This is a genomic window from Xanthomonas sp. DAR33341 (genome assembly GCF_003992815.1).
Lineage (GTDB): Bacteria > Pseudomonadota > Gammaproteobacteria > Xanthomonadales > Xanthomonadaceae > Xanthomonas > Xanthomonas cissicola.
The window spans coordinates 202924-227488 of sequence record NZ_QEYV01000038.1 but is presented as its reverse complement, the minus strand read 5'-3'; the positions used below and the strand labels follow the sequence as shown (position 1 = coordinate 227488).

General features: G+C 61.1%; 20 protein-coding genes and 2 tRNA genes. 5 read left to right on the top strand and 17 right to left on the bottom strand.

What is annotated here, in order from left to right:
- Positions 1 to 224: 224 nt before the first annotated feature.
- Together EO156_RS20445 and uvrB are read right to left on the bottom strand one after the other, a co-directional pair.
- Positions 225 to 299: transfer RNA gene (locus EO156_RS20445), tRNA-Val, on the bottom strand.
- Positions 300 to 393: 94 nt separating this feature from the next.
- On the bottom strand, positions 394 to 2415 hold the full coding sequence (uvrB, locus tag EO156_RS20440) for an excinuclease ABC subunit UvrB (protein WP_016848701.1): 2022 nt from the start codon (positions 2413 to 2415) through the stop codon (positions 394 to 396).
- A 138-nt stretch (positions 2416 to 2553) separates the two neighbouring features.
- Here uvrB and EO156_RS20435 point away from each other — a divergent pair, with 138 nt between their 5' ends.
- Positions 2554 to 3096, top strand: coding sequence for a GspH/FimT family pseudopilin (locus tag EO156_RS20435; protein WP_016848700.1), 543 nt, complete (start codon positions 2554 to 2556; stop codon positions 3094 to 3096).
- Positions 3097 to 3140: 44 nt separating this feature from the next.
- Here EO156_RS20435 and EO156_RS20430 read toward each other — a convergent pair.
- From EO156_RS20430 to grxD, 12 genes are all read right to left on the bottom strand, one after another.
- A tRNA-Asn gene (locus EO156_RS20430) sits at positions 3141 to 3217 on the bottom strand.
- Positions 3218 to 3277: 60 nt separating this feature from the next.
- Positions 3278 to 3685, bottom strand: coding sequence for a type IV pilin protein (locus EO156_RS20425; protein WP_005920246.1), 408 nt, complete (start codon positions 3683 to 3685; stop codon positions 3278 to 3280).
- 32 nt (positions 3686 to 3717) lie between these two features.
- Positions 3718 to 7464 carry a PilC/PilY family type IV pilus protein gene (locus EO156_RS20420; RefSeq protein ID WP_005920244.1) on the bottom strand — a complete coding sequence of 1249 codons (3747 nt, stop codon included), beginning with the start codon at positions 7462 to 7464 and terminating at the stop codon, positions 3718 to 3720.
- A 10-nt stretch (positions 7465 to 7474) separates the two neighbouring features.
- The gene (locus tag EO156_RS20415; protein ID WP_005914246.1) at positions 7475 to 8002 is read right to left on the bottom strand and encodes a PilX N-terminal domain-containing pilus assembly protein; all 528 of its coding nucleotides are present in this window, start codon (positions 8000 to 8002) and stop codon (positions 7475 to 7477) included.
- Positions 8003 to 8004: 2 nt separating this feature from the next.
- Complete coding sequence (locus tag EO156_RS20410; protein ID WP_016848697.1) at positions 8005 to 9165, bottom strand: PilW family protein; 1161 nt, start codon at positions 9163 to 9165, stop codon at positions 8005 to 8007.
- A gap of 5 nt (positions 9166 to 9170) precedes the next feature.
- Positions 9171 to 9650 (bottom strand): type IV pilus modification protein PilV, encoded by a 480-nt coding sequence (gene pilV, locus EO156_RS20405; protein WP_005920241.1) that lies wholly within the window; start codon positions 9648 to 9650, stop codon positions 9171 to 9173.
- Entirely contained in the window at positions 9647 to 10165 is a 519-nt protein-coding gene (locus EO156_RS20400) for a Tfp pilus assembly protein FimT/FimU (protein WP_005914249.1), read from the bottom strand. Before EO156_RS20400 ends, pilV begins: the two co-directional genes overlap by 4 nt.
- Before the next feature lie 124 nt (positions 10166 to 10289).
- Positions 10290 to 11675 carry a nucleotide 5'-monophosphate nucleosidase PpnN gene (ppnN, locus tag EO156_RS20395; RefSeq protein WP_016848695.1) on the bottom strand — a complete coding sequence of 462 codons (1386 nt, stop codon included), beginning with the start codon at positions 11673 to 11675 and terminating at the stop codon, positions 10290 to 10292.
- Positions 11676 to 11781: 106 nt separating this feature from the next.
- Complete coding sequence (locus EO156_RS20390) at positions 11782 to 15006, bottom strand: TonB-dependent receptor (RefSeq protein ID WP_011051760.1); 3225 nt, start codon at positions 15004 to 15006, stop codon at positions 11782 to 11784.
- Between the two features lie 627 nt (positions 15007 to 15633).
- Positions 15634 to 16233 carry a YhgN family NAAT transporter gene (locus EO156_RS20380; protein WP_003485603.1) on the bottom strand — a complete coding sequence of 200 codons (600 nt, stop codon included), beginning with the start codon at positions 16231 to 16233 and terminating at the stop codon, positions 15634 to 15636.
- Positions 16230 to 16973: an SDR family NAD(P)-dependent oxidoreductase gene (locus tag EO156_RS20375; protein WP_016848694.1), complete on the bottom strand. Its 744-nt coding sequence runs from the start codon at positions 16971 to 16973 to the stop codon at positions 16230 to 16232. The genes EO156_RS20380 and EO156_RS20375 overlap by 4 nt, the downstream gene beginning before the upstream one ends.
- Positions 16970 to 17290 (bottom strand): Grx4 family monothiol glutaredoxin, encoded by a 321-nt coding sequence (gene grxD, locus EO156_RS20370; RefSeq protein ID WP_003485599.1) that lies wholly within the window; start codon positions 17288 to 17290, stop codon positions 16970 to 16972. Before grxD ends, EO156_RS20375 begins: the two co-directional genes overlap by 4 nt.
- Positions 17291 to 17411: 121 nt before the next feature.
- On the opposite strand from grxD, the gene EO156_RS20365 reads away from it, so the two are divergent.
- Positions 17412 to 17990 (top strand): Fe-Mn family superoxide dismutase, encoded by a 579-nt coding sequence (locus EO156_RS20365; protein ID WP_016848693.1) that lies wholly within the window; start codon positions 17412 to 17414, stop codon positions 17988 to 17990.
- 140 nt (positions 17991 to 18130) lie between these two features.
- On the opposite strand, the gene EO156_RS20360 is transcribed toward EO156_RS20365, so the two are convergent.
- Both EO156_RS20360 and purE read right to left on the bottom strand, forming a co-directional pair.
- Complete coding sequence (locus EO156_RS20360) at positions 18131 to 19276, bottom strand: 5-(carboxyamino)imidazole ribonucleotide synthase (protein WP_016848692.1); 1146 nt, start codon at positions 19274 to 19276, stop codon at positions 18131 to 18133.
- On the bottom strand, positions 19273 to 19776 hold the full coding sequence (gene purE / locus EO156_RS20355) for a 5-(carboxyamino)imidazole ribonucleotide mutase (RefSeq protein WP_003485592.1): 504 nt from the start codon (positions 19774 to 19776) through the stop codon (positions 19273 to 19275). The genes EO156_RS20360 and purE overlap by 4 nt, the downstream gene beginning before the upstream one ends.
- 58 nt (positions 19777 to 19834) lie before the next feature.
- Here purE and EO156_RS20350 point away from each other — a divergent pair, with 58 nt between their 5' ends.
- From EO156_RS20350 to EO156_RS20340, 3 genes are all read left to right on the top strand, one after another.
- Positions 19835 to 20104 (top strand): Trm112 family protein, encoded by a 270-nt coding sequence (locus tag EO156_RS20350; RefSeq protein WP_003485590.1) that lies wholly within the window; start codon positions 19835 to 19837, stop codon positions 20102 to 20104.
- Positions 20101 to 20988: a carboxylating nicotinate-nucleotide diphosphorylase gene (gene nadC / locus EO156_RS20345; RefSeq protein WP_016848691.1), complete on the top strand. Its 888-nt coding sequence runs from the start codon at positions 20101 to 20103 to the stop codon at positions 20986 to 20988. Before EO156_RS20350 ends, nadC begins: the two co-directional genes overlap by 4 nt.
- A gap of 62 nt (positions 20989 to 21050) precedes the next feature.
- A complete protein-coding gene (locus tag EO156_RS20340) occupies positions 21051 to 22103 on the top strand; it encodes a DUF2272 domain-containing protein (RefSeq protein ID WP_016848690.1) in 1053 nt (350 codons plus the stop codon).
- A 223-nt stretch (positions 22104 to 22326) separates the two neighbouring features.
- On the opposite strand, the gene pnp is transcribed toward EO156_RS20340, so the two are convergent.
- Positions 22327 to 24441, bottom strand: coding sequence for a polyribonucleotide nucleotidyltransferase (gene pnp / locus EO156_RS20335; RefSeq protein WP_016848689.1), 2115 nt, complete (start codon positions 24439 to 24441; stop codon positions 22327 to 22329).
- Positions 24442 to 24565: the final 124 nt, after the last annotated feature.

Below are 24565 nucleotides of genomic sequence, written 5' to 3'. Positions count from 1 at the left end.
TTTTGACCGCCACCAGCCAACTTCCATACACCAGTGCCGCGTTTCCGCATCGCCAGTCGATACGCAACGCGCAGCGCAAGAAGGTGGGGATTCCATTGCAGCAGACCCGAGCTGACACATGCCCACGCTGCAAGAACTTTTGCGCAGGGTCACTTTGGTGTCAGTGGCAAACGTCGCTGCCGATCTTGAAACCACTCAAGCCCCTGTACTATCTGGACTTGGAGTGGTGGGCGGTACAGGGTTCGAACCTGTGACCCCTACCATGTCAAGGTAGTGCTCTACCGCTGAGCTAACCGCCCGTTCGCTGCATAGCATTGCGCTGTGCAGGGCGCGCATTCTAGCGCAGGGATTTAAGGACCACAAGCCCTCCCCGCGCCCCAAGACTTCCCTACCCTAGCCCAGACTTGCCGCTTTCAACTTCTGGATCTGGTCGCGAATCTGGGCTGCGGCCTCGAACTCGAGATCCTTTGCGTGCTGATACATCTTCTGCTCCAGGCTCTTGAGCTTGCCAGCGATTTCCGCAGGCTTCATGGCACGGTAATCGGGCGCCTCCTCGGCTACATGGCGTGATTTCGAACGGCCCTTGCCCGACTTCTTCTCGGCCGCATCGTCGCGCGCGCCTTCCATGATGTCGGCGATCGGCCGCTCGACGGATTTCGGAGTGATGCCATGTTCCAGGTTGTACTCGACCTGCTTCTCACGGCGACGATCGGTCTCGTCGATCGCCGCCTGCATCGAACGCGTCATCTTGTCGGCATACAGGATGGCCTTGCCGCGCAGATTGCGTGCGGCACGGCCAATGGTCTGGATCAGCGAACCGGTCGACCGCAGGAAGCCTTCCTTGTCGGCGTCCAGGATCGCCACCAGCGAGACTTCCGGCATGTCCAAACCCTCGCGCAGCAGATTGATGCCCACGAGTACATCGAACTTGCCCAGACGCAGATCGCGAATGATTTCCACGCGCTCGACGGTGTCGATATCCGAATGCAGGTAGCGCACCCGAATCCCGTGTTCGCCCAGGTACTCGGTGAGGTTTTCGGCCATGCGCTTGGTCAACGTGGTCACCAATACGCGATCGCCAAGCTTGATGCGCTCGTGGACTTCGGACATCAGGTCGTCGACCTGTGTGCCGACCGGGCGGATCTCCACGACCGGGTCGATCAACCCGGTCGGGCGCACCACCAGCTCCGTGACTTCGCCAGCCGACTCGCGCACCTCGTAAGGACCGGGCGTTGCCGAAACGTAGATGCTGCGTGGCGAACGCGCCTCCCACTCTTCGAAACGCAAGGGACGGTTGTCCAGTGCGGAGGGCAGCCGAAAACCGAACTCCACCAGCGTTTCCTTGCGCGAACGGTCGCCGTTGTACATCGCACCGATCTGCGGGATCGTCACATGCGACTCGTCGATGACCAGCAGTGCGTCGGGCGGCAGGTAGTCGAACAAGGTCGGCGGCGGCTCTCCCGGCGCCTTGCCGGTGAGATGCCGCGAGTAGTTTTCGATACCGTTGCAAAACCCAACCTCGGCCATCATTTCCAGATCGAATTGCGTGCGCTGCGCTAGGCGTTGCGCCTCGACCAGCTTGTTCTGCGCGTAGAGTTGCTCCAGGCGCTCTTTCAGCTCTTCCTTGATGGTGTCCACCGCACTCAAGGTACGCTCACGCGTCGTGGCGTAATGGGTTTTCGGGTATACGGTGTAGCGCTGCAACTTGCGCAAGGTTTCGCCAGTGAGCGGATCGAACAACGTCAGTTGTTCGATGTCGCCATCGAACAACTCGATGCGCAAGGCTTCGGTATCCGACTCGGCCGGGAACACATCCAACACCTCGCCGCGCACGCGAAAGGCGCCGCGCGTCAGTTCGAACTCGTTGCGGGTGTATTGCAAATCGGTGAGATGGCGGATCAACTGGCGCTGATCGATGTGCTCGCCAACCGACAGGATCAGACGCAGCGATAGGTAGTCCTCCGGCGCGCCAAGGCCATAGATCGCCGACACCGTCGCCACCACCAGCGAATCGCGCCGAGACAGCAAGGTCTTGGTCGCCGACAAGCGCATCTGCTCGATGTGTTCATTGATCGAACTGTCCTTCTCGATGAAGGTGTCAGACGACGGCACATAAGCCTCCGGCTGGTAGTAGTCGTAGTAGCTGACGAAGTACTCGACTGCGTTATGCGGGAAGAACGACTTGAACTCGCCGTACAGCTGCGCCGCCAACGTCTTGTTCGGCGCCATCACCAGCGTCGGCTTCTGCACCTGCTGGACCACATTGGCAATGGTGTAGGTCTTGCCCGAGCCCGTTACACCCAACAAGGTCTGCTTGGCCAAGCCAGCCTCGAAGTTGGCGACCAGCTTGTCGATGGCTGCAGGCTGGTCGCCCGCTGGCGAATAAGGGGATACGAGCTGAAAACGGTCGGTCATGGAGCGGATCTCGGGGAGGCTGCACGAATTTACGGAGGCCAGCATCGGTAGAACCCTGACAGCCATGCAAGTGGAGGCAGCGTTACCTTGCAAGCAACCGATGTTGAGACTGCTTGCTCCACTTCAAGGAGACGCGCAATGGACGCAGCAGGCTATTCGAGCGCGAGAGGGTACACCGCAGCCCAGTTGCTCATCGTGATGGCGATCATCGGAATCAGCGCAGCCATCGGCATGCCCAGCTTCAAAAGCCTCATCGAGTGGCAGCGAGCGGCTACCCGCGTGCACCTGCTGACTGCGCACCTTGCGATGGCCAGAAGTCTTGCCGTTACCCAAGGCGAGCCCATCAGCCTTTGCCCCTCCGTGGACGGCACACGTTGCCGAACAGATCGCATCTGGAGCCAAGGATGGATCCTCTTTAAGGATCCAGGGCGCGACGGGCAGCCGCCAAGCGCCGCATCCGTGGTCAGAGTGGAGCACGACTTCGCCACCGGCGGCATCGATATCGTCAGCACAGCTGGACGATCAATCGTTCGTTTCCTGCCGAACGGCCGTAGCAGCGGCACGAACATCACTATCAGCCTCTGCAGCAACGCCAGGCGACTCGCTGACGTGGTGGTCAACAACTCCGGAAGGGCACGCACCGTGCGCTACACCAGCCCTACCGGCTGCACAGCCCGATGACGAGGCAAAAAAAACCGCGACACGTCGCGGCTTTTTGAACATCTTGGCGCCCGAAGTTGGACTCGAACCAACGACCCCCTGATTAACAGTCAAGTGCTCTAACCGGCTGAGCTATTCGGGCGGGGTCCGCATTGTAGCAGGATCCAGACCCGATGCAACACCCTTCAGACGCTTTTTTCCACTACCAACAATCCGATTTGGTGCCCCTTGAGTTGGTCTTGCGAGACGCCTGATCGATGCTCAAGGTGCCGCACTTGTCGGCGGCCTGGGCAGCAGCCGGCGTTGCCGTGATGACATATCCGGACTGCGTCTGCTGCGTCAAGGCAAGAGTATAAGCCGCCGTCCCTCCCTCACGCGGCGACACGTTCGTCGGCAGAGTAAAGCCCGAGTAAGTGTTCTGGACCGTGTGGAACCGCTCTGCCAGCTGCCCATATTCCACCAGGTCAACCTTTGCCTGTGCGCGCCTCGACTTCCGCACATGCTCGGTGTAACTGGGGTACGCAATCGCTGACAAGATTGCAACCACCGCAACCACAATCATCAGCTCAATGAGCGTAAAGCCACGCACTTGCGCCGCAGCGCGCTTCATAACTCTTGCACGGGAACGTTCGAATAGCATCGTCACTGGATCTGCCTCCACGACTGTCTTCCGCAGGGATAAGGAACATACATCGGCTGCGCGCCAGCCACATTGATCACCATCCAGCAAGAGCTACCGCCGGGCGGCAGAGACCCGCCCGTCTCGGAGGGAGTCAAGCGTGGAATCGCTGAAACACCCACGTCTTTCACGGGTGTCGTCCCCTGCGTGGTCAACGACGTCGCCGCAGTCCCGGAGGCAAAAGCTGCCCCGGAGGGAGAGCCGTTTCTTGCGACATCCAGCGCCGCACCACCTGTGCGGGTGTTCAAGCCAAACAGCCAGTTGCTCCCCTGGGATGCGCAACCCACGCTGTTGGGATTGGGGACATAAGTGGGTATGAAAACGATACCCGACGCGACACTAGGATTTCCCACCATACGCTCGCCAGCCGGCAGATCCACATACCACCCCTGCCCGCCTGCCACACTGGAGCCCATCACCAGACTGCGAGATGTACCAGAGGTGGCGATCGAGTTGGCCTGAAGGTTCGAACGCGTAATCGTGCTGGTGACGCTTCCCGCAGAGACGTCGTTGATGCCATAGAGGGACTGGATCGCTGTATCGAACGGGTCGTTCTGGAAAGAGAAGCTGCCAGTACCGAAGAACAACGTCACACCACCATTTTCACCGGCACTGGCCACCAAGCCACCCGTGATCGGCTGCCGGTATGTCGCGCCATTCTCCACAGACGTGCGACTGGTGAACAGCGGGACCGTCAGCGCAGTCGTGGTGTTGCGCAAATCGAATTTCCAGATAGCTCCCTTTTGATCGGCAGCATAGACAGTATCTGCGTAGCCATCACGCACCCTTTGCGTCTGGCCCGTGCCGCCCCACCGATCAACAACCACGATATTGCCCAAACCGTTGCTACCGGAAACAGTACTGCCGCTCTCGGCAGCTTCGATCATGGTTACGGTCGGCGTACCTGTCTTGATATCTACAAGAAACAGGACGGCTTTCCCGCTAGCGCTGTTGTAGCCATTGCCGAAGACCGCCTTCCAGGTCACCGTGCCATTCGAACTCAAGATCGGCACGATGACCGGCTTGCCGAGCACAAATCCGATATTGGCACGTATCGCAGCGGACAACGAGCTGTCGAGATCGCTGATCTCCCAAAGCCGGCTGGCCGCCGTCACACTGGTAGGCGTCGTGACGTCCATCGCAAAAACGCTTCGGCCGCCAGCGCCAGCAGTGCCGACTAGGCTGGTTTTCCATGCGCCGCCATAGTACGTGTCGGAGATGGCCAAGGGTCCATCGACATAGTAGCGGTGACCGAATTTCTGATCGCTTTGATTGGCCGGGTCATACGGCAAGAGCAGATTGCCCATATGGCCCAGTGCGGTCGACGGGATATATGCAAAACGCTCGACCCCGCCGTTGGAGGCCATAACGCCATCGCCATTCATACCACCGTCGAAACCGTGCAGCATTCCATCATTGGCCCCCACATAGACCATATAGTTACGGCCGGCCTTTTTCGTATTCAAATAGGCCTGATAGGTAGCCCCCGGGTTGCCCGGCAGGCTGCCGTAACCATAATCATCCAGTGGAGAACTGATCACGGGAGTCGAGTTGACGATGTCGCCCAGAACGGTCGTTCGGTCACGCAAGCGACCTCCGCTTCGCACTTCTCCAGACGCGTCCCCGCGCAGATATGCGGTCGCCGTCGCTGCATTCGCTCCAAGAGTTGCAAGATCCGAAGCAGTGCACAGGGACATGCCCGGGTAGAGTGCAGTCGACTTGGTGCACAGATCCGACAAAGAGATATTCGTCTCGTTGAACGCCGAAACCACCCCGGCTTTGCTCACCAGCACATTACGAGCCGCAGCGGACGGCATGCGCGCGCTAGCTTCCCATGCAGCAGTGCTGACCGCCACGCGGGTCTGCGGGTTGACCGAGACAGTGTACCCGGTGAGCCGCCCAAACCAGTCGGTGCCCTCATTTGCAATTTCATAGTTCGGGGCAACCGAGAAGGATCCCACGCCGATACGGGCACCACTTTGAGCCAGCGTCCCTGAAGGCGAAGAGCCCGCCGTCACCGACGAAAGCACACGTCGCATTGCTTGAGTGATTTCAGCCGGGGTCCGGGCATTGATGTACTGGCCGCGCGTGTTCGTAGCCGCATGCCAGATATCGTCGACAGTGCTTCGCTCATCGTTCTCGCGCGGCGGCCAGTTTTGGTAAATCGCCGGTGTCGTGTACGCGTCCTGTACAACATTTGGGTTGAAAAGATCACCGCGCGCACCCAGCGTGATGCCATAGAAGTTAACATGCAGATTCTTCTGACAATCCAACCTCACACTTGCATTAGCGGTGTTGCATGAGCTTGGAACGGGCACCAAGCCAGACGGCATATCCGCTCGAATGGGAGAGCCACCGTTAATATTATTATAATACTTGGCAGCAATGTCGCCCATGGTGTTGTCGTACGCGTCGGCAAAAGGAATTCCCATATTCCCGTCGCCGCTCGCGTTACTTACGGATGGGCCATCCTGATTGCTGTATCCATCCGTAAACAGCATGACCGCATTTTTTTGGCATGCCAACTGGACAGGAGCCGCACTATCAGTCCGCTGAAACTGGATACCAGCCGCGTTGACCGCCTGCCGATTTGGCGTGCCGCCACTAGCGGGCAGGGCTAGAATCGAATTATATAGGGCGGTCTTCTCGCTCTGCGTACCCATGTCGCGCATGGGCAATTTTTCATTGACCGAGTCATAACTTGCGTTCTGGTTGATCCTGAAAAAACCAACCCGCATATTATTGACGTTAGCCAACGACCTGGTCATGCCAGCAATGATGGCTCGATTTCGATTTCCATAGAATGAAAACCAATTTGCAAAGTTTTGAAGGGCATCAGTATTTGCGGCCTTTATTGTGTACTTCCACATATCGCAGCCGGTACCACATACATTACGCACCCGATCACGCTGGACCGCATCGTAAGCGGCAGCGCCAGCGAGAAGCGGCCTGGCGTCCGTGTCGCTTGTATAAGGCACAAAGAAGGTCGCCGGCCAGAACCTGATCAGCAGCGTCTGCGAACCACCATTCCAGGTTACGTCGGAAGTCGTTACCTGTTCATTTCCGAAGTAGAGATTGCCATTGTTATCCTGGAAACGCTGCTTGTATCCCGTACCGCGAGGGAGCACCATTCCGTTCTGAATTCTGAAACTGCTGCTGAAATCATCCCCCATATAGTTGGAGGCAAGCGCTACAGTGGCACCTGCCTGGAGCGGGTTGATCCGCGTATTGACCAAATCCGCCTGAGGGAAAGGATTCCCATCGTTATTTATCCACGGGTCGTATTTGACCACAGGATCGTAATAGGTGGGGTTGTAGGCAGCAGAGCGCGCAAACCCAAGGCTGTCCAGGGGTGGGATGCCGCGACGGTTTTCATCGATACGAACGCCGGGCAGGACATGGTTGTAACCACACCCCACGCTTGGCGAATCCTCGGTGTTCAATGCGCCTTGAGCAGAAAAGAAGCTTTGCCTGGCCGTGCTCCAGCATCCCTGACCATCCTGTCCCGGAAACTGAGTCTGAAATGTCATCGAGCCCGAGTCATCCACCGCCATGATGAACGCGGGAGGCGTCTGCACCTGGTCGTTCATCGGCGCCTGAGCCAGTACGCCCTGTCCCTGCGCAGCAATCAAGGTGTAGATGAAGAACCCCAACCCAACCGCACCCGTCAGTGCCGAAGCAAGGACCACTTTTTTTCTGTGAGCTGTCATGTGCGTTTCTTCAGAGTTTGAAAACGGTATCTATCGCCGCTTCGGAACTGGCATTGTCGTTGTCATCGGCAGCAACACCTGTGATTTGAAAAACCGGAGATGCCGGATCGACTGGCTGGCCCATCCCGATGTTTGCTTCGCCCTGGATACATTGATCGATCTGACGGACATTGACAGCACGATTGGATGTCTGCGCCTGGGCCCATTGCATCGGATCGAAGCCATCGTCGCATACCCGCTTGATGTCGCCCGAAGCCACCAGACCAGAGGTATCGCTCGAAGACGTGGTTCGATTGGAGATTTTCTCCACAGAATTCTCGGCGTTTCTAACGGTTCCCTCTGCCTCCTCGAACGCACGATTCACTGCCCGGTAATTCGACGCCATCTTCTCCTGCATGCCGGAGACTTGAATGCCTGCGATACCGATTAATGCCAATAGCACCAAAATTATCAGCGCAACATATAGGACAGCACCCTTTTCCCGTCCAGGTCCGACTCTTGACATCATGCGCTCTTCGAACACGGGTAGCATTCTCATGATCAATTTCCGAACAATCGGTTACGGAGAGCCACGGAAAGTTCATAGCTGGCTCGATATCGTCCATCGTTGGTCGTAGGCGGGATCACCGTTACTCCCAATACGCCAAGACGATTTTCGGTACGCTGCGCTGCTGCGGCAGCAGGAGTCGGACTGCGCGCAAGAACGCCGACCTGTACCTGACCGACCCGCCGCCATTGATTAGCGGCTGCTGCATCGGTGGTAACGGCAACATCGCTGGCAACCCTCTGCACGGTGATGTTTCCAACGGGAGGGGTCTGCGTCGCAATTGTTTCGGTAGTGTCCAGTCCATAAAGGAATTGCAGGCTTTCGATGCCTTCTACCAGTTCTTCACTGGTGTATTGGCCATTACCTCCGGCCCGAGCCCGGCGCAGCGCAGGCTCTCCTGTATCTGGATTGTTGGCGACGTAGTAGACAAGCGATTCGGCACGGTAAACCATGGTCTGCCCGGTGGGCTGTACGACATATCGGCCGGACAGGTTGACTCCTGAGGCCACCACGGTTCCGGCCGTGGTCGTGCCGGCAAAAACGTCGGCGTGCGCGCAATCGGCAATTCCGAACAGGGTCGGTGCGGCAACGCCATCATCCGTCAGCCGCGCCCAACGGGTGGCATCCATTGTCAATGTCGTATTGGAACCCGCCGCCACGATGCCCGTTGCAGGAACCCCCTCGGCGGAAAGAAAACGCAAGACGATGATATCGCTACCCGCTCGTGGCGCTGGACTGAGGTTCTGGATTGCCGCAGGCAATCCAGTGAAAGAACCTGCGCTCGCCCCGATAGTGACCGCTTGCCCCGGAGAAGTACCCGGCGCCTCGTATCCTTGAATTGATACAGAAAAGTCAAGAGGTGTGCCGCTCCCCGTTGTGGCAGAAAGATTGACCCGTGGATCGCCTTGCCCCTTCACAAACTGCGCCTGATCGTTGACGCATCCAAAGTGCCCAGCCATCCGGATATCACGCGCCAGATAATCCAGCGCGAAGCGCCCATTCTCCTGAGCGCGCGAGGCACCCTCGGATAGCTGTGCAGCAGTACGCGATGCGGAAAAAACCTGGATGACGCCCAACAGCAGCACCAGCCCGATCACCATCGCAATCATGAGCTCGATCAGGGACACACCCGCATTGCGCCTATACATACTCATCGCAGTCAAATCTCCGTACGCAAGGCAAAACTTGTAATGGTGTCGGGATTATCCTTATCCCAACGCTGATCGCCCCAGCTGATCGACACTGTCGCCACTCCATTTACATAAGTGACCGTAGCCGCAGCTTTATCTCCCAACGCTTTTGCGACCTGACACTGCCATCGCGCAATGTTTTGAGCGACAGGAACCGCAGTGCCGGTGGGGTAAGCACAAGCACCCGCCGGGGTAACAGAACCGGCAGCGAACGTAGCAGCAGTGTATTGCGTCACCAGGTACCGGTTTGATCGCATTTGATCGATAAGGTCGTATGCGAGATTGGTTGCTTGCGTCCGGTAATTTGCACTTTGTACGAACCGTACATTCATGGTCTGCAGCAATGCGAACCCAAGTAAACCGAAGGCCAGCACAAGAATGGCGATCAGCACTTCGATCAAAGTGAAGCCCCGCGACGGCCGCGCGTTGAAGCGAGCAAGCTTCCTCATACACAGGTCTCTTTTTTGCTACGAATTTGCCCGGATGCATTCACGGTTAATGACCGCCTCAGGGGCTGACTACCGCACTGATCCGGCCGGAGAGTGACTTGCTGGTCTGCAGCTGCACGGCGTCGACCACGGGCATCGAAGGCAATTACCGTCCCGCTGGTTGGCCCCTGGACAACAAGCAAGGGATTGCCGGTCGAGTAGCGCAGCACCGTTTCCCCGGCGTCAAAGCCGCCGTTCCCGTTGGTGTCGCTCCAAGCCATGACTCCCCCACTCCAGTTGCCGTCGCAGCTACTCCCGTTAGAGCTGCCACAGATGCCTCCGCCTTGACCGTTGCGGATGGCCTCGCTTCTCGAAAGATTCAGAAGAGCAATGAGCTCGTTGTTGGCGGCAGCCACCCGGTTTGATCGCAAGACTCCCTGGAAGCTCGGGTAAGCGATGGCGGCCATGATCGCAAGCACAGCGATAGTGACCATGAGTTCAATCAGAGTGAACCCGCGTGAACGGACAACAGGCATTAAGACGCTCCCCAGCGTTGGCCCTAGCAGCTTCGTCAAAGTTCACACCCGACGCAATCGGCCGCGGATGGGCGGTAAAAATGGCCGACGAACGACGTCGGCCAGCCCGTAACTCTGCAAATCCTTAGGTCACCACCCGATAACAAGGCCGATAGTCCCCAGAGATCTTCATTCGGCGCTGCTCGACAAAGCCGCGCAGGAGTTCGTCCAGGGCCTGCATGATCTCGGGGTCGCCGTGGATTTCGAAGGGGCCGAATTCCTCGATGCGACGCATGCCGTCTTCCTTGACGTTGCCGGCCACGATGCCGGAGAAGGCGCGGCGCAGGTCGGCGGCCAGGGCCGGCGCCGGGCGGCCGTGGTGCAGGTCCAGTGCGGCCATCGCTTCGTGGCTGGGCTCGAACGGTTGCTGATACTCGAGCGGGATGTGCACGGACCAGTTGAAGTAATACGAGTCTTTCTGGTCCTTGCGGTGCGCGCGCACTGCGTGCACCCCTTCGGCCATGCGGCGCGCCACGGCGACTGGGTCGCCGACGATGATCTCGTAGCGCGAGGCGGCAGCCTCCCCCAGGGTGAGGCGAATGAAACGGTCGATCTGCTCGAAGTACGGCGCCGCGATGGTTGGGCCAGTGAGGATCAGCGGGAACGGCACGTCCGCGTTTTCTTCGCGTAGCAGGATACCGAGCAGGTAGAGAATTTCCTCCGCGGTGCCGACGCCGCCCGGGAATACCAGGATGCCGTGCCCGATGCGGACGAAGGCCTCGAGGCGCTTCTCGATGTCCGGCATGATCACCAGATGGTTGACGATCGGGTTCGGCGATTCGGCGGCGATGATGCCGGGCTCGGTGACCCCGATGTAGCGGGTATTGTGCTTGCGCTGCTTGGCATGCGCGATGGTGGCGCCCTTCATCGGACCCTTCATGGCGCCTGGGCCGCAGCCGGTGCAGATATCCAGCCCGCGCAGGCCGAGCTCGTAGCCGACCTGCTTGGTGTACAGGTATTCGTCGCGCGAGATGGAATGGCCGCCCCAACACACGACCAGGTTCGGGTCCAGCGGCTGCAGGATGCGCGCATTACGCAGCTGACCGAACACGGCATTGGTGATGCCTTCGCTGGTGTCCAGATCGGCGCGTTGCGCTTCGAGCTCGATGGCCATGTAAGCGAGGTCGCGCACGACGGCAAACAACAGCTCCGCCACGCCGCGGATGATCTCGCCATCGACGAAAGCCATTGCCGGCGCGTTGGTCAGATCGATGCGGATGCCGCGATCCTGCTGGTTCACCTGGATATCGAAATCCGGGTAGAGATCGCGTGCGGCGCGCGGGTCGTCCGATGCGCTTCCGCTGGTCAGCACGGCCAGCGCGCAACGGCGCAACAGCTCATGCATGCCACCACTGGATGCGTCCCGCAACCGGGCTACTTCTGCCTTGGACAACACATCCAGACCACCACGCGGGTAGATCCGCGCATCCACCACCGGCAGCGCCCGTGCTGCCGTACTGCTGAGTTCCATAGCATGCTCCTGTCGTATGCACGGAACTTTAGCGTACTCACCCGCACAAAAGAAAACGGCCGGGAGACCCCGGCCGTTTTTGCAAACATCGACACGCTAGCCGGCTTTAGAACTGGTAGCGGAAGCCCAGCTGCAGCGCCCAGCGGGAGATGCCCTTGTCGTCGTAGATGGTCGCGGCATCCGGCTCGTTGAAGCGGTAAACGTACTTGCCAGTTGCTGCATCGATACCGCCGTATTCAGCAACGCCCTTGAAGCCCGGGAATGCGTACTCATCGACGCGACCCCATTTTTTGTTGAGCAGATTGCCGACATTCATGACGTCGACCCAGATCTGCGCTTTGTTGCCATCGAAGAAGCCAGGAAGCTCCTGCTCAATGTGCAGATCGAATTGGTTGACCCACGAATTACGTACCGCATTGCGGCCGGCAACCTGGCCCTTGTGCGTGGACAAGTACTGGTCGTTGTTGACGTAGTTCCAGAACGCGTTTTCTTCAGCCGCGTTACGGAACAGCACATCGCCACGCGCCGCGGGGATGTACAACAGGTCGTTGGAGCGACCGTCGCCATTGGCGTCGTTGTCGAACGTATAGCTGTAGGGACGACCGCTGCGGCCTTGATACACAAGACCGACCTTCGTTGCAAAATCCCCGAAGAAATTATGCTTCCACTGCAGCGTACCCAGGAAACTGTCCTTAATTTCGTACGCGGAGGTTGCATTGACCTCTTCATTCGCCTGGAAGGTTGCGGTGTTGAGCAACTGCGAACTCGAAGTGGAACTGGTCAGACCACTGACTTCCTTCGCGTTCGAGTAGGTGTAAGCCAAACTCCACGACCAGTCGCTGTCATTGAAAGGCTTGTTCAAGCCGACAGTGAAACTCTGCGAGCCACCCTGATCGGTGGAGCGCGCGATGATGGCATCGTTGAAGCTCGTGTTGCGACCAGCACGGATATCGGTACCGCTGTTCACACATGACGAACCAGCCGCCACGCCGGTCTCACGAAGACAGGCATTACCGAGGGAATTCCAGTTAGCCGGATTGCGGCCATTGGCATTCCAGTAGATATCACGACCATCCTGGCCAACTGCCGTCGGATTACCAAGATTGAGCTGCTGGTAATAAATCGCTTCCTTGACCTTGGTCACCACACCTTCCATCGAGGCGACGATGCCGTACCACGGCAACTCGGTATCGAACGCGAGGTTTGCTTTCCAAACGGCCGGCTGACCCAGATCCTTGTCAACAAAGTCGACCGACTGCGTGGCGCCCGATGTTCCGCGCGGCTGGTTGTTGATATCCGGCGTGAAGCGGATACCACTGTTGGACGCGTTGTTGAAGTTGTAATCGGTATAAGCCAAACCAGTGTTGGAATACGGGTTGGACAACCAAACCGACGCGGCAGCACCCTGGAACAGACCAACGCCGCCACGCAGCTGGGTAGGACGATCTGCATCGAAGGTGTAGTTGAAACCAAAGCGCGGCTGCCACAAGCCGTTGCCGTCAATGGTTTCATCATTGCGGAGACCGAATGCGTTGAACGCAGCCTGGTTGAACTGCGGTGAGTTCTTCACCATCGGCTCGTCATAACGCAGGCCGAAGTTCATTGTCAGGTTGCTATTGACGGCCCAAGAATCCTGCAAGAACACGCCCACGTTCCGCATGCCCCACTTCGCAGCGATATTGTCGATCCCGGTGGGCGAATACGAGTAACGATACGCGTTCGGCAAATTTGCCTGGTAATTGGCAACCGAATTGAAGGTGTAGCTACCGAAGACACGCGGCCCATACAAGTTGTAGATGTCGTTGTCTTCGTAGTCGAACCCGAACTTGACCGTGTGGTCGTTCAAGAACAGCGTGCCGGCGAAGAACGCGTTCCAGGTTTCGGTACGCAACTCGTTAGCCTGGGTATTGGCCTCAGTACCGAGGTTTAAGGTGTTGTTGCCGAAACGCACAGCGATAGCCGGCAACTGCGATGCCGCAGTACGAACTGCCGAGTAATCGCGATACGACACCTTGGCTTCGGTCGAGAAGGTATCGGTCCAGTCGCTGAACAACTGACCGGTGTAGGTCTCGAGTTCGAAGTCGCGCACATAATGGTACGAGTTCAACGCCAGCTGGTTGTTGCCGAAACCGTTGAGATTGGCCGTGCTCTGCTCGGACTTGCCATAGCGGAACGAACCACGATGCTTGTCGCTGATGTTCCAATCCAGCTTGAAGCCCTTCTCTTCCGAATCAGAATCCAATGCCGGCAAGGCCAGGGTCCCTGGGTCGAAGCCATAGACATTGCGCGAGATATCGATCACCTGATCGACCTGCGCCTGGGTAATACCGACTTCATTGCTGGCACCAGAACCGGTCGGACCGTAGCCACTGTTACCGGTAAACACGCCCTTGCCCTTGTACTTCTCGTAGTTCGCGAAGAAGAACAATTTGTCCTTGACGATCGGGCCACCCAGGGTCAGACCATACGTCGCTTCGTTGTCGAACAGCTGCGGGCGGATATTGTTCTGGTTCTTGCCCGACCAATCGTTCTCGCGATATGTGCCGTAGACCGAGCCGTGGAATTCGTTAGTACCCGATTTGGTGACGGCATTGATCACGCCCCCGGTGCCGCCACTGATCGTGACGTCGTAGTTCGCTACGTCCACCGAGATTTCATCGATGACGTCCATCGAGAACGGCTGGCGCGGGGTCGGCAGGCTGTTGGATTCCAGGCCGAAGGCGTCGTTGGTGCTGATGCCGTCGACGCGGATCGCGTTGTAGCGCGGGTTCTGGCCGGCGATGGAGATTTCGTTGCGCGCCTTGTCGGTTTGCGCAACGCGCGGATCCAGGCGCACATAGTCCTGCAGGTTACGGTTGATCGACGGCAGCGACTCGATTTCTTCGCGGGTCACGTTGGTGCCGGTGCCCATCTTGTTGGCGCTGAAAATGGCCGAGCCGTAGTTGCCGGCGATCGCCTGCACGGTGCCAAGCGTCGCCAGATCGCCGCCCAGGGCGGCATCGACCTGGTTGACCTTGTCCAGATTCAGATACACACCTTCGCGGGTGGTGTTGCCAGCGCCCGAGGCGGTGATGGTGATGGTGTACGGGCCGCCCACACGCAAGCCGCGCGCGTTATAGCGTCCGCTGGCATCGGTGGTGGCGCGGCTGACCGTTCCGGACTCCACGTGCGTAATGGTGACTTCGGCGTTCGGGACGGGCTGGCCGCCGCTGCCGGTCACCAGGCCGGCGACGCCAGCCGAGGTGCTTTGCGCAAACACAGGAGCGGCGGCGAGCGCGGCGACAAGGCCAAGCGTCAGCTTGGACATGCGGAGATAACGGGGGTGGGTCATTTCGGTAGCCTCGATACAGGTTGGGCAGTGACAAAAAGGCGCAGTCAGCCCAACCGTTCCCGGGGGTGGGCTGCCGATGATCTGGGGTCCCTTGCCGCGCGACTGGTTGCTGCCGCAACGGTTAACAACAGATTAACACGCTAAGGCCTGATTGTGACGGCGGCGTGACAAACTTCGCGCGCTGCTACATGAATTGCGAAGGTAAAGGCGGAGTCGCCAAATCGTGCAAGATCGCAACCGGAGCGAGACGCACGTCGCGCCTTTGGAGCTGCCGAGTCGGCAGATACGATCAACAGGCCCAAACGCCTGCCTTCGGCCAATGCATGCGTGCCGCACATGGGGTTGCCACATGGCCATGCACTCCGCCGACTATGACACTCCACTTGCCGTCTTGCTTCACTGACCGATCGACCTCAAGACAGTCGCCAGCGGCCAAGGGCGACCCGTCCCCATCGTCCAGAAACCATCACGTGGCACCGCGACTGTCTGGGCGCCACGTTGCGCTAGTCAGTCGCTGGAACCATGGGCCGCGAGCACGTAAACCACGCCAGTGCGGGTTGAGACCTAGCCCATCGGCGCACATTGCGGCCATACCCCGAGGTAATCGGCAAGCCGCCGAGAGCTGCGCTATATCGACACCGGCAGCTTGAAGTACGTGCCCAGGCCGTCCAGGAACATCTGTACCGAGATGGCGACCAGCAGCATGCCCATCAGGCGCTCGATGGCCGTCAGGGCGCGGTGGCCGAGCAGTTTGTACAACAGCGGCGCGGCGGCCAGGATCGACGAGGCGCCGATCCAGGCGATCATCAGCGCAAGGCTCCAGTCCCACAGCCGCGTGGGCTCGTTGCTGCCCATCAGCATCACCGCGGCCATGCCGGACGGGCCGGCCACCAGCGGGATGGCCAGCGGCACGATGAAGGGCTCGCCGTCGGGGATTTCGCCCATCAGGCCCTCGGGCCGCGGGAAGATCATGCGGATGCCGATCACAAACAGCACGATGCCGCCGGCAATGGCCACCGATTCCTGCCGCAGGTGCATCAGCTCCAGCGCGTACTTGCCGCCCCACAGGAACGCCATCAACACGCACAGCGCGATCAGCAGTTCACGCGCAAGCACGAAGCGCTGGCGCTTGGGCGGCAGCGGCTTGAGCACGCTGAGAAACACTGGAATGTTGCCCAGCGGGTCGAGAATCAGGAACAGCAGCAGCGCCGCGGAAAGAATGGTCATACCGGCGGACTCCAGATCGCACCGCGATGCGTCGCCCCCGCGGCTGACAGTACGCCGACGCACGCAGGGGCGTAACGTGCGGCATCGACCGCGTCGTTGTCTTCGTGATGGGTGAAAGCGCGTGCGCGCAATGCGGTGCGCATCGGGCCGGGCTGCAGGCCGCTGACGCGCACCGGGCCGGCGGCGGTTTCATGATGCAAGGTGGCGATCAAGCCGCGCTGCGCATGCTGGGCGGCGCCATACGCTCCCCAATAGGCCTGACCCACACGCGCGGGGTCGTCCACCACGAAGACGACTGCCGCATCGTCCTGCTGCCGCAACAGCGGCAAGCATGCCTGGGTCAGCCAGGCGCGCGCGGTCAGGTCGACGTGCAAGGTGCGTGCGAAATCGGTAGGTAAGACGAGTTCGGTTGGCGTCAGGCCGGAAAAGTCGGCGGCGCAGTGCAGCAGGCCATGCAGGCCACCAAGTTCGGTCTGCAACCGTTGCGCAAGCGTGGCGTAGTCGTCCGGCGTGGCGCCGGCCAGATCCAGCGGATATAGCAGCGGCTCGTCACCCAGCGCTGCAACCGCGTCGTAGATGCGTTCCAGCGGGCGCACCTTGCGACCAAGCAGGACCACCGTGGCGCCTGCCGCCGCGCATGCCTGCGCCGCAGCGGCGCCGAGGCCACCAGCGGCGCCGGTGATCAGCACGACACGTCCCGACAAGGCAGCCGACTGCGACTGGGCCTGCACCGAACTCACGGCTGGTACGCCTCGCTGACGATGCGCTTGAGCTCGCCGGCTTCGAACAGCTCCAGCGTGATGTCGCAGCCGCCGATCAGCTCGCCATGGATGAACAGCTGCGGAAACGTGGGCCAGTTGGAGTAGCGCGGCAGATTGGCGCGCACTTCGGGTTCTTCCAACACGTTGACCGTGCGCAGTTGGTCGGCACCGGCGGCGACCAGGGCCTGCACGGCGCGACTGGAAAACTCGCACATCGGAAATTGCGGGGTGCCTTTCATGAACAGCACGATCGGGTGTTGTTCGACTTCGGCCTGGATCCGTTCCATCACCGGCATTGGACTCTCCTGACTGGGAGCGGCAGGCCCGACCGCCGGGTCGGATAGACTTCCGCAAAGGCGCGCATTGTAAGCCTTCAGCGCGACCTATCGCCGCACTCCCTTCGCTGCCACTGACATCATGCCGATCGAACACGTTGCACTGCCCTACTCCCGCGCTGCCCTGGAACCGCATCTGTCGTCTGCGACACTGGAAGCGCATCACGGCGTCTGTCACCGCAGCGAGGTCGAACAGCTCAACGCGCGCCTGGAAGGCAGCGAATTGGCCGAGCTGACGCTGGAAGAAATCATCGCCCAGGCGCAGGGCACGTTGTTTCATCTCGCCGCGCAGGTGTGGAACCACAATTTCTATTGGCAGTGCCTGCGTCCGCGCGCTGGCGGGGAGCCGCTTGGGCGGCTGGGCGAGGGCATCGCCAAATCGTTCGGCGACTTCTTGCATTTCAAGCAGGAGTTCAATCGTGTGGCCTTGACCAGCTTCGGCTCGGGCTGGGTGTGGCTGGTGCAGCGCCCGGACGGCGCGTTGGCGGTGGTCGCCACACCCAATGCCTCCACCCCGCTCACCGGGCCGGACGTTCCGCTGCTCGCCTGCGACATCTGGGAGCATGCGTATTACCTTGACTACCAGCAGGATCGCGCGCGCTACCTGGAGGCTTTCTGGAAGCTGGTGAACTGGGATTTTGTCGCAAGCCGACTGGGCTGACCTGCCCGCTCAGCTTTCAGTCGCAGATGCAGACTGGCTCATCTGCTGAAACATTGCAGGACGGGTCCGCGTCCGACACCGACTTGCCTCGCAGACAGCGCGTGACGTCGCACATCATGGCCACCGACATGCTGCGCCCATCACCCTTCGTTCAAACGCGCAATCACCGGCCGGGCTTGCGCATCGCGCTGCAGCGCCGCGCCGGCATCGCTCACTGCCAGCGCAAGCGCCTGCGCCGTCTCCGCGCGCAGCGTTGCGTGCCCCACCTTGCGTCCATCGCGCGCTTGCTTGCCGTAGTCGTGCCAATGCCCACCGGGCACCGCCAGAAACGCCCTGGCGTCTGGCATCGCACCCAGCCAGTTGAGCATGCAGGCGTGGCCACGCATCGCAGTACTGCCCAGTGGCAAGCCAAGGACCGCCCGCACATGATTTTCGAATTGCGAGGTCTCGGCGCCTTCGATGGTCCAATGCCCCGAGTTATGCACGCGCGGCGCCATTTCGTTGGCAAGCAACTCACCGTCGCGCACGAACAGCTCCAGCGCAAATACGCCGACGTAGTCGAGCTTTTCCGCCACGGCACGCGCGTGCGATTCGGCCGAGGCTTGGAGTGCCGCCTCCACGCTGGCCGGTGCCAGGCTGGCCGACAGCACACCGTCCACATGCCAGTTTTCGGTCAATGGCCAGGCGCGGAATTCGCCATCGCGCCCACGCACTGCAACCACGCTGACCTCGCGCTGGAACGGCACGAACGCTTCCACGATCAATCCGACGTGCGCCGCCTGTGCGCCCAGCGCGTCCCACGCTGCATCGGCATCGGCGAGCGACTTGATACGGAACTGGCCCTTGCCGTCGTAGCCGAAGCGGCGCGTCTTCAGCACGCAGGGCGTGCCGATCCGTGCGAGCGCTGCATCCAGGCCGGCGCGGTCGTCGATCGCGGCAAACTCCGGCACCGGAATGCCGAGCTCGCGGAACAAGGTTTTTTCGCTGAGCCGGTCCTGTGCAACCGCAAGCGCAGCCGGACTGGGAAACACCGGCACCTGGGCGGCAAGTTGCTGCGCGCTGGTGGCCGGCACGTTTTCGAAATCGAAAGTGATCACATCCACCTGCTCGGCGAATGCGGCAAGGGTCGCCACGTCATCGAACGCGCCAACCTGCAGCGGTGCCACCTGGCCAGCGCAGGCATCGGCTGCCGGATCGAAGACCGCAAAGCGTATGCCGAGCGGCGCACCGGCCAGTACCAGCATGCGCGCCAGCTGGCCGCCACCCAGAATGCCGAGCGTGCTCATTGGCGCGGGTCGTCGCTGGCCATGACATCGTCGGTCTGCTTGGCGCGGAACTGCGCCAGCGCCTGACCGATCTGCGTCTGCTCCGGCGCCAGCATGGCCGCCGCAAACAACGCCGCATTGGCCGCACCCGCATTGCCGATGGCGAAGGTGGCCACCGGAATACCGGCCGGCATCTGCACGATCGACAGCAGCGAATCCATGCCGTTAAGCGCCTTGGACTGCACCGGCACACCAAGCACCGGCACTGCAGTCTTGGCAGCCAGCATGCCCGGCAGATGCGCCGCGCCGCCGGCGCCGGCGATGATCGCGCGCAGTCCACGGGCGCCCGCCTGTTCGGCGTAGGCGAACAAGACGTCCGGGGTGCGGTGCGCCGAGACCACCTTGACTTCGTACGGCACGCCCAGCGCGTCGAGCTTCTGAGCTGCGTGTTGCATGGTCTCCCAATCCGAACGGGAACCCATCACGATGCCGACCAGCGGCGCGGAGTGGTTGGAGGTCATGGCCCTGCCCTGCGGTAAAGACGTATTCTAGCCAATCTCCACGCAAGACAAGACTTCGATGGATCGCAAATTGCTCGACCTGCTGTGCTCGCCCGACACCCGCCAGCCGCTTTCGCTGCTCGACGGCAAGGGCCTGGAAGCACTCAATGCCGCCATCGCAGGCGGAGCCCTTCAGCGCGCCGACGGCGCCGCACAAACCCAGCCGCTGCGTGAAGCGCTGATCACCCGCGACCGCAAGCAGATCTTCCGCGTCGACGACGGCATTCCGGTGCTGCTGGCCGAAGAAGCCATCGCCACTGCACAAATCGCCGACTTCCCCGAGAAGTGAGCCTGCCCGTGCGCACGAACGTGCCGGACGCGCCGCCCGTCGAATCGATCGAAGCGGATGTGGCGCGCGCCCTGGCCGAAGACATCGGCAGCGGCGATGTCACCGCCGCGCTGCTGCCCGACCAGGCCGACAGTGCCTACCTGCTGTGCAAGCAGGATGCGGTCATCGCCGGCCGTCCCTGGTTCGATGCCACCCACCGCGCGCTCGACCCGCAGGTACGCATCGACTGGCAGGTGCACGAAGGCCAGCACGTCGGGGCCGGCACGGTGCTTGCGCTGTTGCAGGGGCGCAGCCGTAGCCTGGTCAGTGCCGAACGCACCTCGCTCAATTTCATGCAGACGCTGTCTGCCACGGCGACCACCACCGCGGCGTATGTGGCTGCGGTGGCCGGGACGCACGCGCGCATTCTGGACACACGCAAGACGCTACCGGGCCTGCGCGCCGCGCAGAAATACGCTGTGCGCTGCGGTGGTGGCGACAATCACCGCATAGGCCTGTTCGACACGGTGATGCTCAAGGAGAACCACATCCGCGCCGCCGGCTCGTTGAGCGCTGCCGTGCATGCCGCACGCGCGCGGCAACCGCAGTTGCCGCTGGTGGTGGAAGTGGAAACGCTGGAGCAACTGCATGAAGCACTGCAGATTGGCTGCACGCGCATCCTGATCGACGACTTCGACCAGGCCATGCGTCGAGAAGCGGTGCGTATCGTTGGCGCATTACCGCCAGAACGGCGCATTCCGCTGGAAGTTTCCGGCAGCGTGGATCTGGCCGGCATTCGCGCGATTGCCGAAGACGGGGTGGACTGCATTTCGATTGGCGGGCTCACCAAGCATGTGCAGGCAGTGGATCTGTCGCTCAAACTCGGCCCGCCGCCAGCGCGCTGATTTCACGCGTGCGCGCAGCCGGCTCTGGCAGCCTGCTGCGATGTTTCCATGCAGGACCTGCAATGACCGTCAAACCTTGGCCGTGGATCTGCTTCTTGCTGGCAGGTATCGGAAGTAGCGCTGCGGCTGCGGAGGTGTGCGATATCCCGCCACGGTTCGGAACGAGTCCCGCCGCGACCGCCATCGTGCGCAGCGCCTGCAATGAGCACCGGCTGTGGCAACGTCCGTTTATCGATGCCAAGGGGCGCCTGGCCAGCCTGGGCGTCACCGAAGCCGAATCGGGCTATCTGGCCGATCACGGCGTGGTCGCCTGGCAACGCGTTGCAGGCTACTGGCGCGACAGCGGCACGCTTGCGTCGATGGGCGGCAGGCCTGGCGCATCGAGCTGCGTGGCATTGGATGGCACGCGCTACACCGCCAGCGACTGCCGTGCATTTCTGATCGACAACCCATGGTCGGCCGCTTTCATTTCCTGGGTGATGACGCAGTCGGGGCTGAGCGGTTTTCATCGCTCCGCGCGGCATCTGGATTACATCCGCAGCGCCTACAACGACGGCGCTACCGGGCCGTACCGGTTCACCGATCCGGCGGCCGAGAAGCCGGCGCCCGGCGATCTGCTGTGTCTGCTGCGCGGCCGCAGCGCCGCGATGGGCTATGCCGGCCTGAAGGCCGCGTTGGGCGGCAGCGCACCGATGCCATGGCAGTCGCATTGCGATGTGGTGGTGGCTGCCAATGTTGGCGGCGATCGCACGCTATACCTGATCGGCGGCAACGTGTTCAACACGGTGATGATGCGCAAGATGCCGTTGGATCGTGCCGGCCGCGTCGTGTTACCGACACCGCAGTCGGACAGCACCCAGGACCAGAACGAAGACAGCCTGGGCATCGCTAGCGAATGCACGCCGGCGCACGAAGAATTGTGCGACTTCAATCGCCGCGACTGGGCCGCACTGTTGAAACTGCGTCCCGATGCGGCAGTGGCTGCGCCGCCGCCGACGGCGCCGCTGCCGACACCCGACACCGCGCCTGCAGAACAAACGATGCCGCCGGGCTTCCCGCGGGTCGTACCGCCGCGCCCGGAAGCACAGCCTTCGCCGACACAACAACCTGAGTAAGGTGAGATAGCCCTTGTCCTGTGGGAGAGGGGTTGGGGTGAGGGTACGTGACGGAGGCTTCGTTCAGCTCACAGCACGAAGCTCCGCCCGTACCCTCATCCGGCGCTGCGCGCCACCTTCTCCCGATGGGAGAAGGAATTAATACCAATCCCACACAACAAAAAAGCGGGCCGAAGCCCGCTCTTTCGTCATGCATCACGCGTGATGCATCAGCGCGCAGCGATTACTCGGCCGACGCCTGCACGCCTTCGCCTTCTTCCACTGCCTTGATCGACAGGCGGATGCGGCCCTGCTTGTCCACTTCCAGCACCTTGACGCGGACCAGATCGCCTTCCTTCAACTTGTCGCCGACCTTCTCCACGCGCTCGCTGGAAATCTGCGAGACGTGCACCAGGCCGTCCTTGCCCGGCAGGATGGTGACGAACGCACCGAAGTCCATGATCTTGGCGACCTTGCCTTCGTAGATGCGGCCCGGCTCCACGTCCGAGGTGATCTGTTCGATGCGCGACTTCGCAGCCTGCGCAGCGATGGCATTGACCGAGGCGATAATGATCGTGCCATCGTCCTGGATGTCGATCTGCGTGCCGGTTTCCTTGGTGATGGCCTGGATGGTCGAGCCACCCTTGCCGATCACTTCGCGGATCTTGTCCGGGTGGATCTTGATGGTGAGCAGGCGCGGCGCGTAGTCGCTCAGCTCCTGACGCGGGGTGGTCAGCGCATGCGCCATCTCGCCCAGGATGTGCAGACGGCCAGCCTTGGCCTGCTGCAATGCCTGCTTCATGATCTCTTCGGTGATGCCTTCGATCTTGATGTCCATCTGCAGGGCGGACACGCCTTCGGCAGTACCGGCCACCTTGAAGTCCATGTCGCCGAGGTGATCTTCGTCACCCAGGATGTCGGAGAGCACGACGAAGTCGTTGCCTTCCTTGACCAGGCCCATTGCGATACCCGCGACCGGCGCCTTGATCGGCACGCCAGCATCCATCAGCGCCAGCGAGCTGCCGCAGACCGATGCCATCGAGGACGAACCGTTGGATTCGGTGATTTCCGAGACCACGCGGATGGTGTACGGGAATTCTTCCAGGGTCGGCATCACTGCCAGCACGCCGCGCTTGGCCAGGCGGCCGTGGCCGATTTCGCGACGCTTCGGCGCACCGAAACGACCGCACTCGCCCACCGAGTACGGAGGGAAGTTGTAATGGAACAGGAAATTTTCCTTGTACTCGCCCGACACCGCGTCGATGACCTGACCGTCGCGCGCGGTGCCCAGCGTGGTGATCACGATCGCCTGCGTCTCGCCGCGGGTGAACAGCGCCGAGCCATGGGTACGCGGCAACACACCGGCCGTGGCGCTGATCGGACGCACGGTATCCAGTGCACGACCGTCGATACGCACCTTGGTGCTCAACACCGAGCCACGCATGGTCTGGTATTCCAGCTCGCCGAATTCCTTGGCCAGATCACCGGCAGCCCAGCCTTCGATGGTGGCGCGCGGCGCCAGTGCGCCCAGCACGTCCTTCTTGATCGCGGAAATCGCATCGCGGCGCTGCAGCTTGTCGCGCACCTGGAACGCCGACGCCAGCTGGTCGCCCACCGCTTCCTTCAGGGCAGCGATCATGCCGTCGTTCTTCGCCGGGGCCACCCAGTCGGATGGCTGGGTGCCGGCCTCGACGGTCAGCTCGTTGATGACGTTGATGACCTTCTGCATCTCGCGATGGCCGAACGTCACTGCGCCCAGCATGACTTCTTCGGACAGCAACTCGGCTTCGGACTCGACCATCAGCACCGCGTTGGCGGTACCGGCCACGACCAGCTCCAGCTGCGAATCCTTCAGCTCGGTCACGGTCGGGTTGAGGATGTATTCGCCGTTCTTGTAGCCGACCTTGGCGGCGCCGATCGGGCCCTTGAAGGGAGTGCCGGCCAGCGACAGTGCAGCCGAGGCGCCGATCAGCGCGGCGATATCGCCGTCGATGTCCGGGTTCATCGACATCACGGTGGCGATGATCTGCACTTCGTTCTTGTAGTCCTCCGGGAACAGCGGACGGATCGGACGATCGATCAGGCGCGAGATCAACGTTTCCTTCTCGGTCGCGCGTCCTTCGCGCTTGAAGAAGCCGCCCGGGATGCGGCCGCCAGCGTAGAACTTCTCCTGATAATCGACCGTCAGAGGAAAGAAGTCCTGCCCTTCGCGCGCGCTCTTGGCGGCGACGGCGGTGACCAGCAGTACGGTGTCGTCGACCTTGACGATCACGGCGCCGCCTGCCTGGCGAGCGATTTCGCCCGTCTCAAGAGTGACGGTGTGCTTGCCGTACTGGAAGGTTTTGGTGATTTTTGCCACGGAGGTTTTTTCCCTTAGGTATTGCTGTCTGCGTTGGACCGTCGTCGACCCATGCCGAGAACGGGCGGCCGGGAGGCTCCGGCCCAAGAGTGCGTATTGCTTGAAACGTCGTGCGATTGAACAA

Excerpts from the sequence above, each read along its gene's own strand:
- purE (WP_003485592.1), bottom strand. The coding sequence starts at position 19,776 with ATGACCTCCAACCACTCCGCGCCGCTGGTCGGCATCGTGATGGGTTCC.
- grxD (WP_003485599.1), bottom strand. The coding sequence starts at position 17,290 with ATGCCGGTGATGGAACGGATCCAGGCCGAAGTCGAACAACACCCGATC.
- EO156_RS20390 (WP_011051760.1), bottom strand. The coding sequence starts at position 15,006 with ATGACCCACCCCCGTTATCTCCGCATGTCCAAGCTGACGCTTGGCCTT.
- EO156_RS20380 (WP_003485603.1), bottom strand. The coding sequence starts at position 16,233 with ATGACCATTCTTTCCGCGGCGCTGCTGCTGTTCCTGATTCTCGACCCG.
- EO156_RS20420 (WP_005920244.1), bottom strand. The coding sequence starts at position 7,464 with ATGACAGCTCACAGAAAAAAAGTGGTCCTTGCTTCGGCACTGACGGGT.
- EO156_RS20425 (WP_005920246.1), bottom strand. The coding sequence starts at position 3,685 with ATGAAGCGCGCTGCGGCGCAAGTGCGTGGCTTTACGCTCATTGAGCTG.
- EO156_RS20435 (WP_016848700.1), top strand. The coding sequence starts at position 2,554 with ATGGACGCAGCAGGCTATTCGAGCGCGAGAGGGTACACCGCAGCCCAG.
- EO156_RS20350 (WP_003485590.1), top strand. The coding sequence starts at position 19,835 with ATGGATCGCAAATTGCTCGACCTGCTGTGCTCGCCCGACACCCGCCAG.
- ppnN (WP_016848695.1), bottom strand. The coding sequence starts at position 11,675 with ATGGAACTCAGCAGTACGGCAGCACGGGCGCTGCCGGTGGTGGATGCG.
- EO156_RS20365 (WP_016848693.1), top strand. The coding sequence starts at position 17,412 with ATGCCGATCGAACACGTTGCACTGCCCTACTCCCGCGCTGCCCTGGAA.
- EO156_RS20415 (WP_005914246.1), bottom strand. The coding sequence starts at position 8,002 with ATGAGAATGCTACCCGTGTTCGAAGAGCGCATGATGTCAAGAGTCGGA.
- pilV (WP_005920241.1), bottom strand. The coding sequence starts at position 9,650 with ATGAGGAAGCTTGCTCGCTTCAACGCGCGGCCGTCGCGGGGCTTCACT.
- EO156_RS20410 (WP_016848697.1), bottom strand. The coding sequence starts at position 9,165 with ATGAGTATGTATAGGCGCAATGCGGGTGTGTCCCTGATCGAGCTCATG.
- EO156_RS20340 (WP_016848690.1), top strand. The coding sequence starts at position 21,051 with ATGACCGTCAAACCTTGGCCGTGGATCTGCTTCTTGCTGGCAGGTATC.
- EO156_RS20360 (WP_016848692.1), bottom strand. The coding sequence starts at position 19,276 with ATGAGCACGCTCGGCATTCTGGGTGGCGGCCAGCTGGCGCGCATGCTG.
- uvrB (WP_016848701.1), bottom strand. The coding sequence starts at position 2,415 with ATGACCGACCGTTTTCAGCTCGTATCCCCTTATTCGCCAGCGGGCGAC.
- EO156_RS20400 (WP_005914249.1), bottom strand. The coding sequence starts at position 10,165 with ATGCCTGTTGTCCGTTCACGCGGGTTCACTCTGATTGAACTCATGGTC.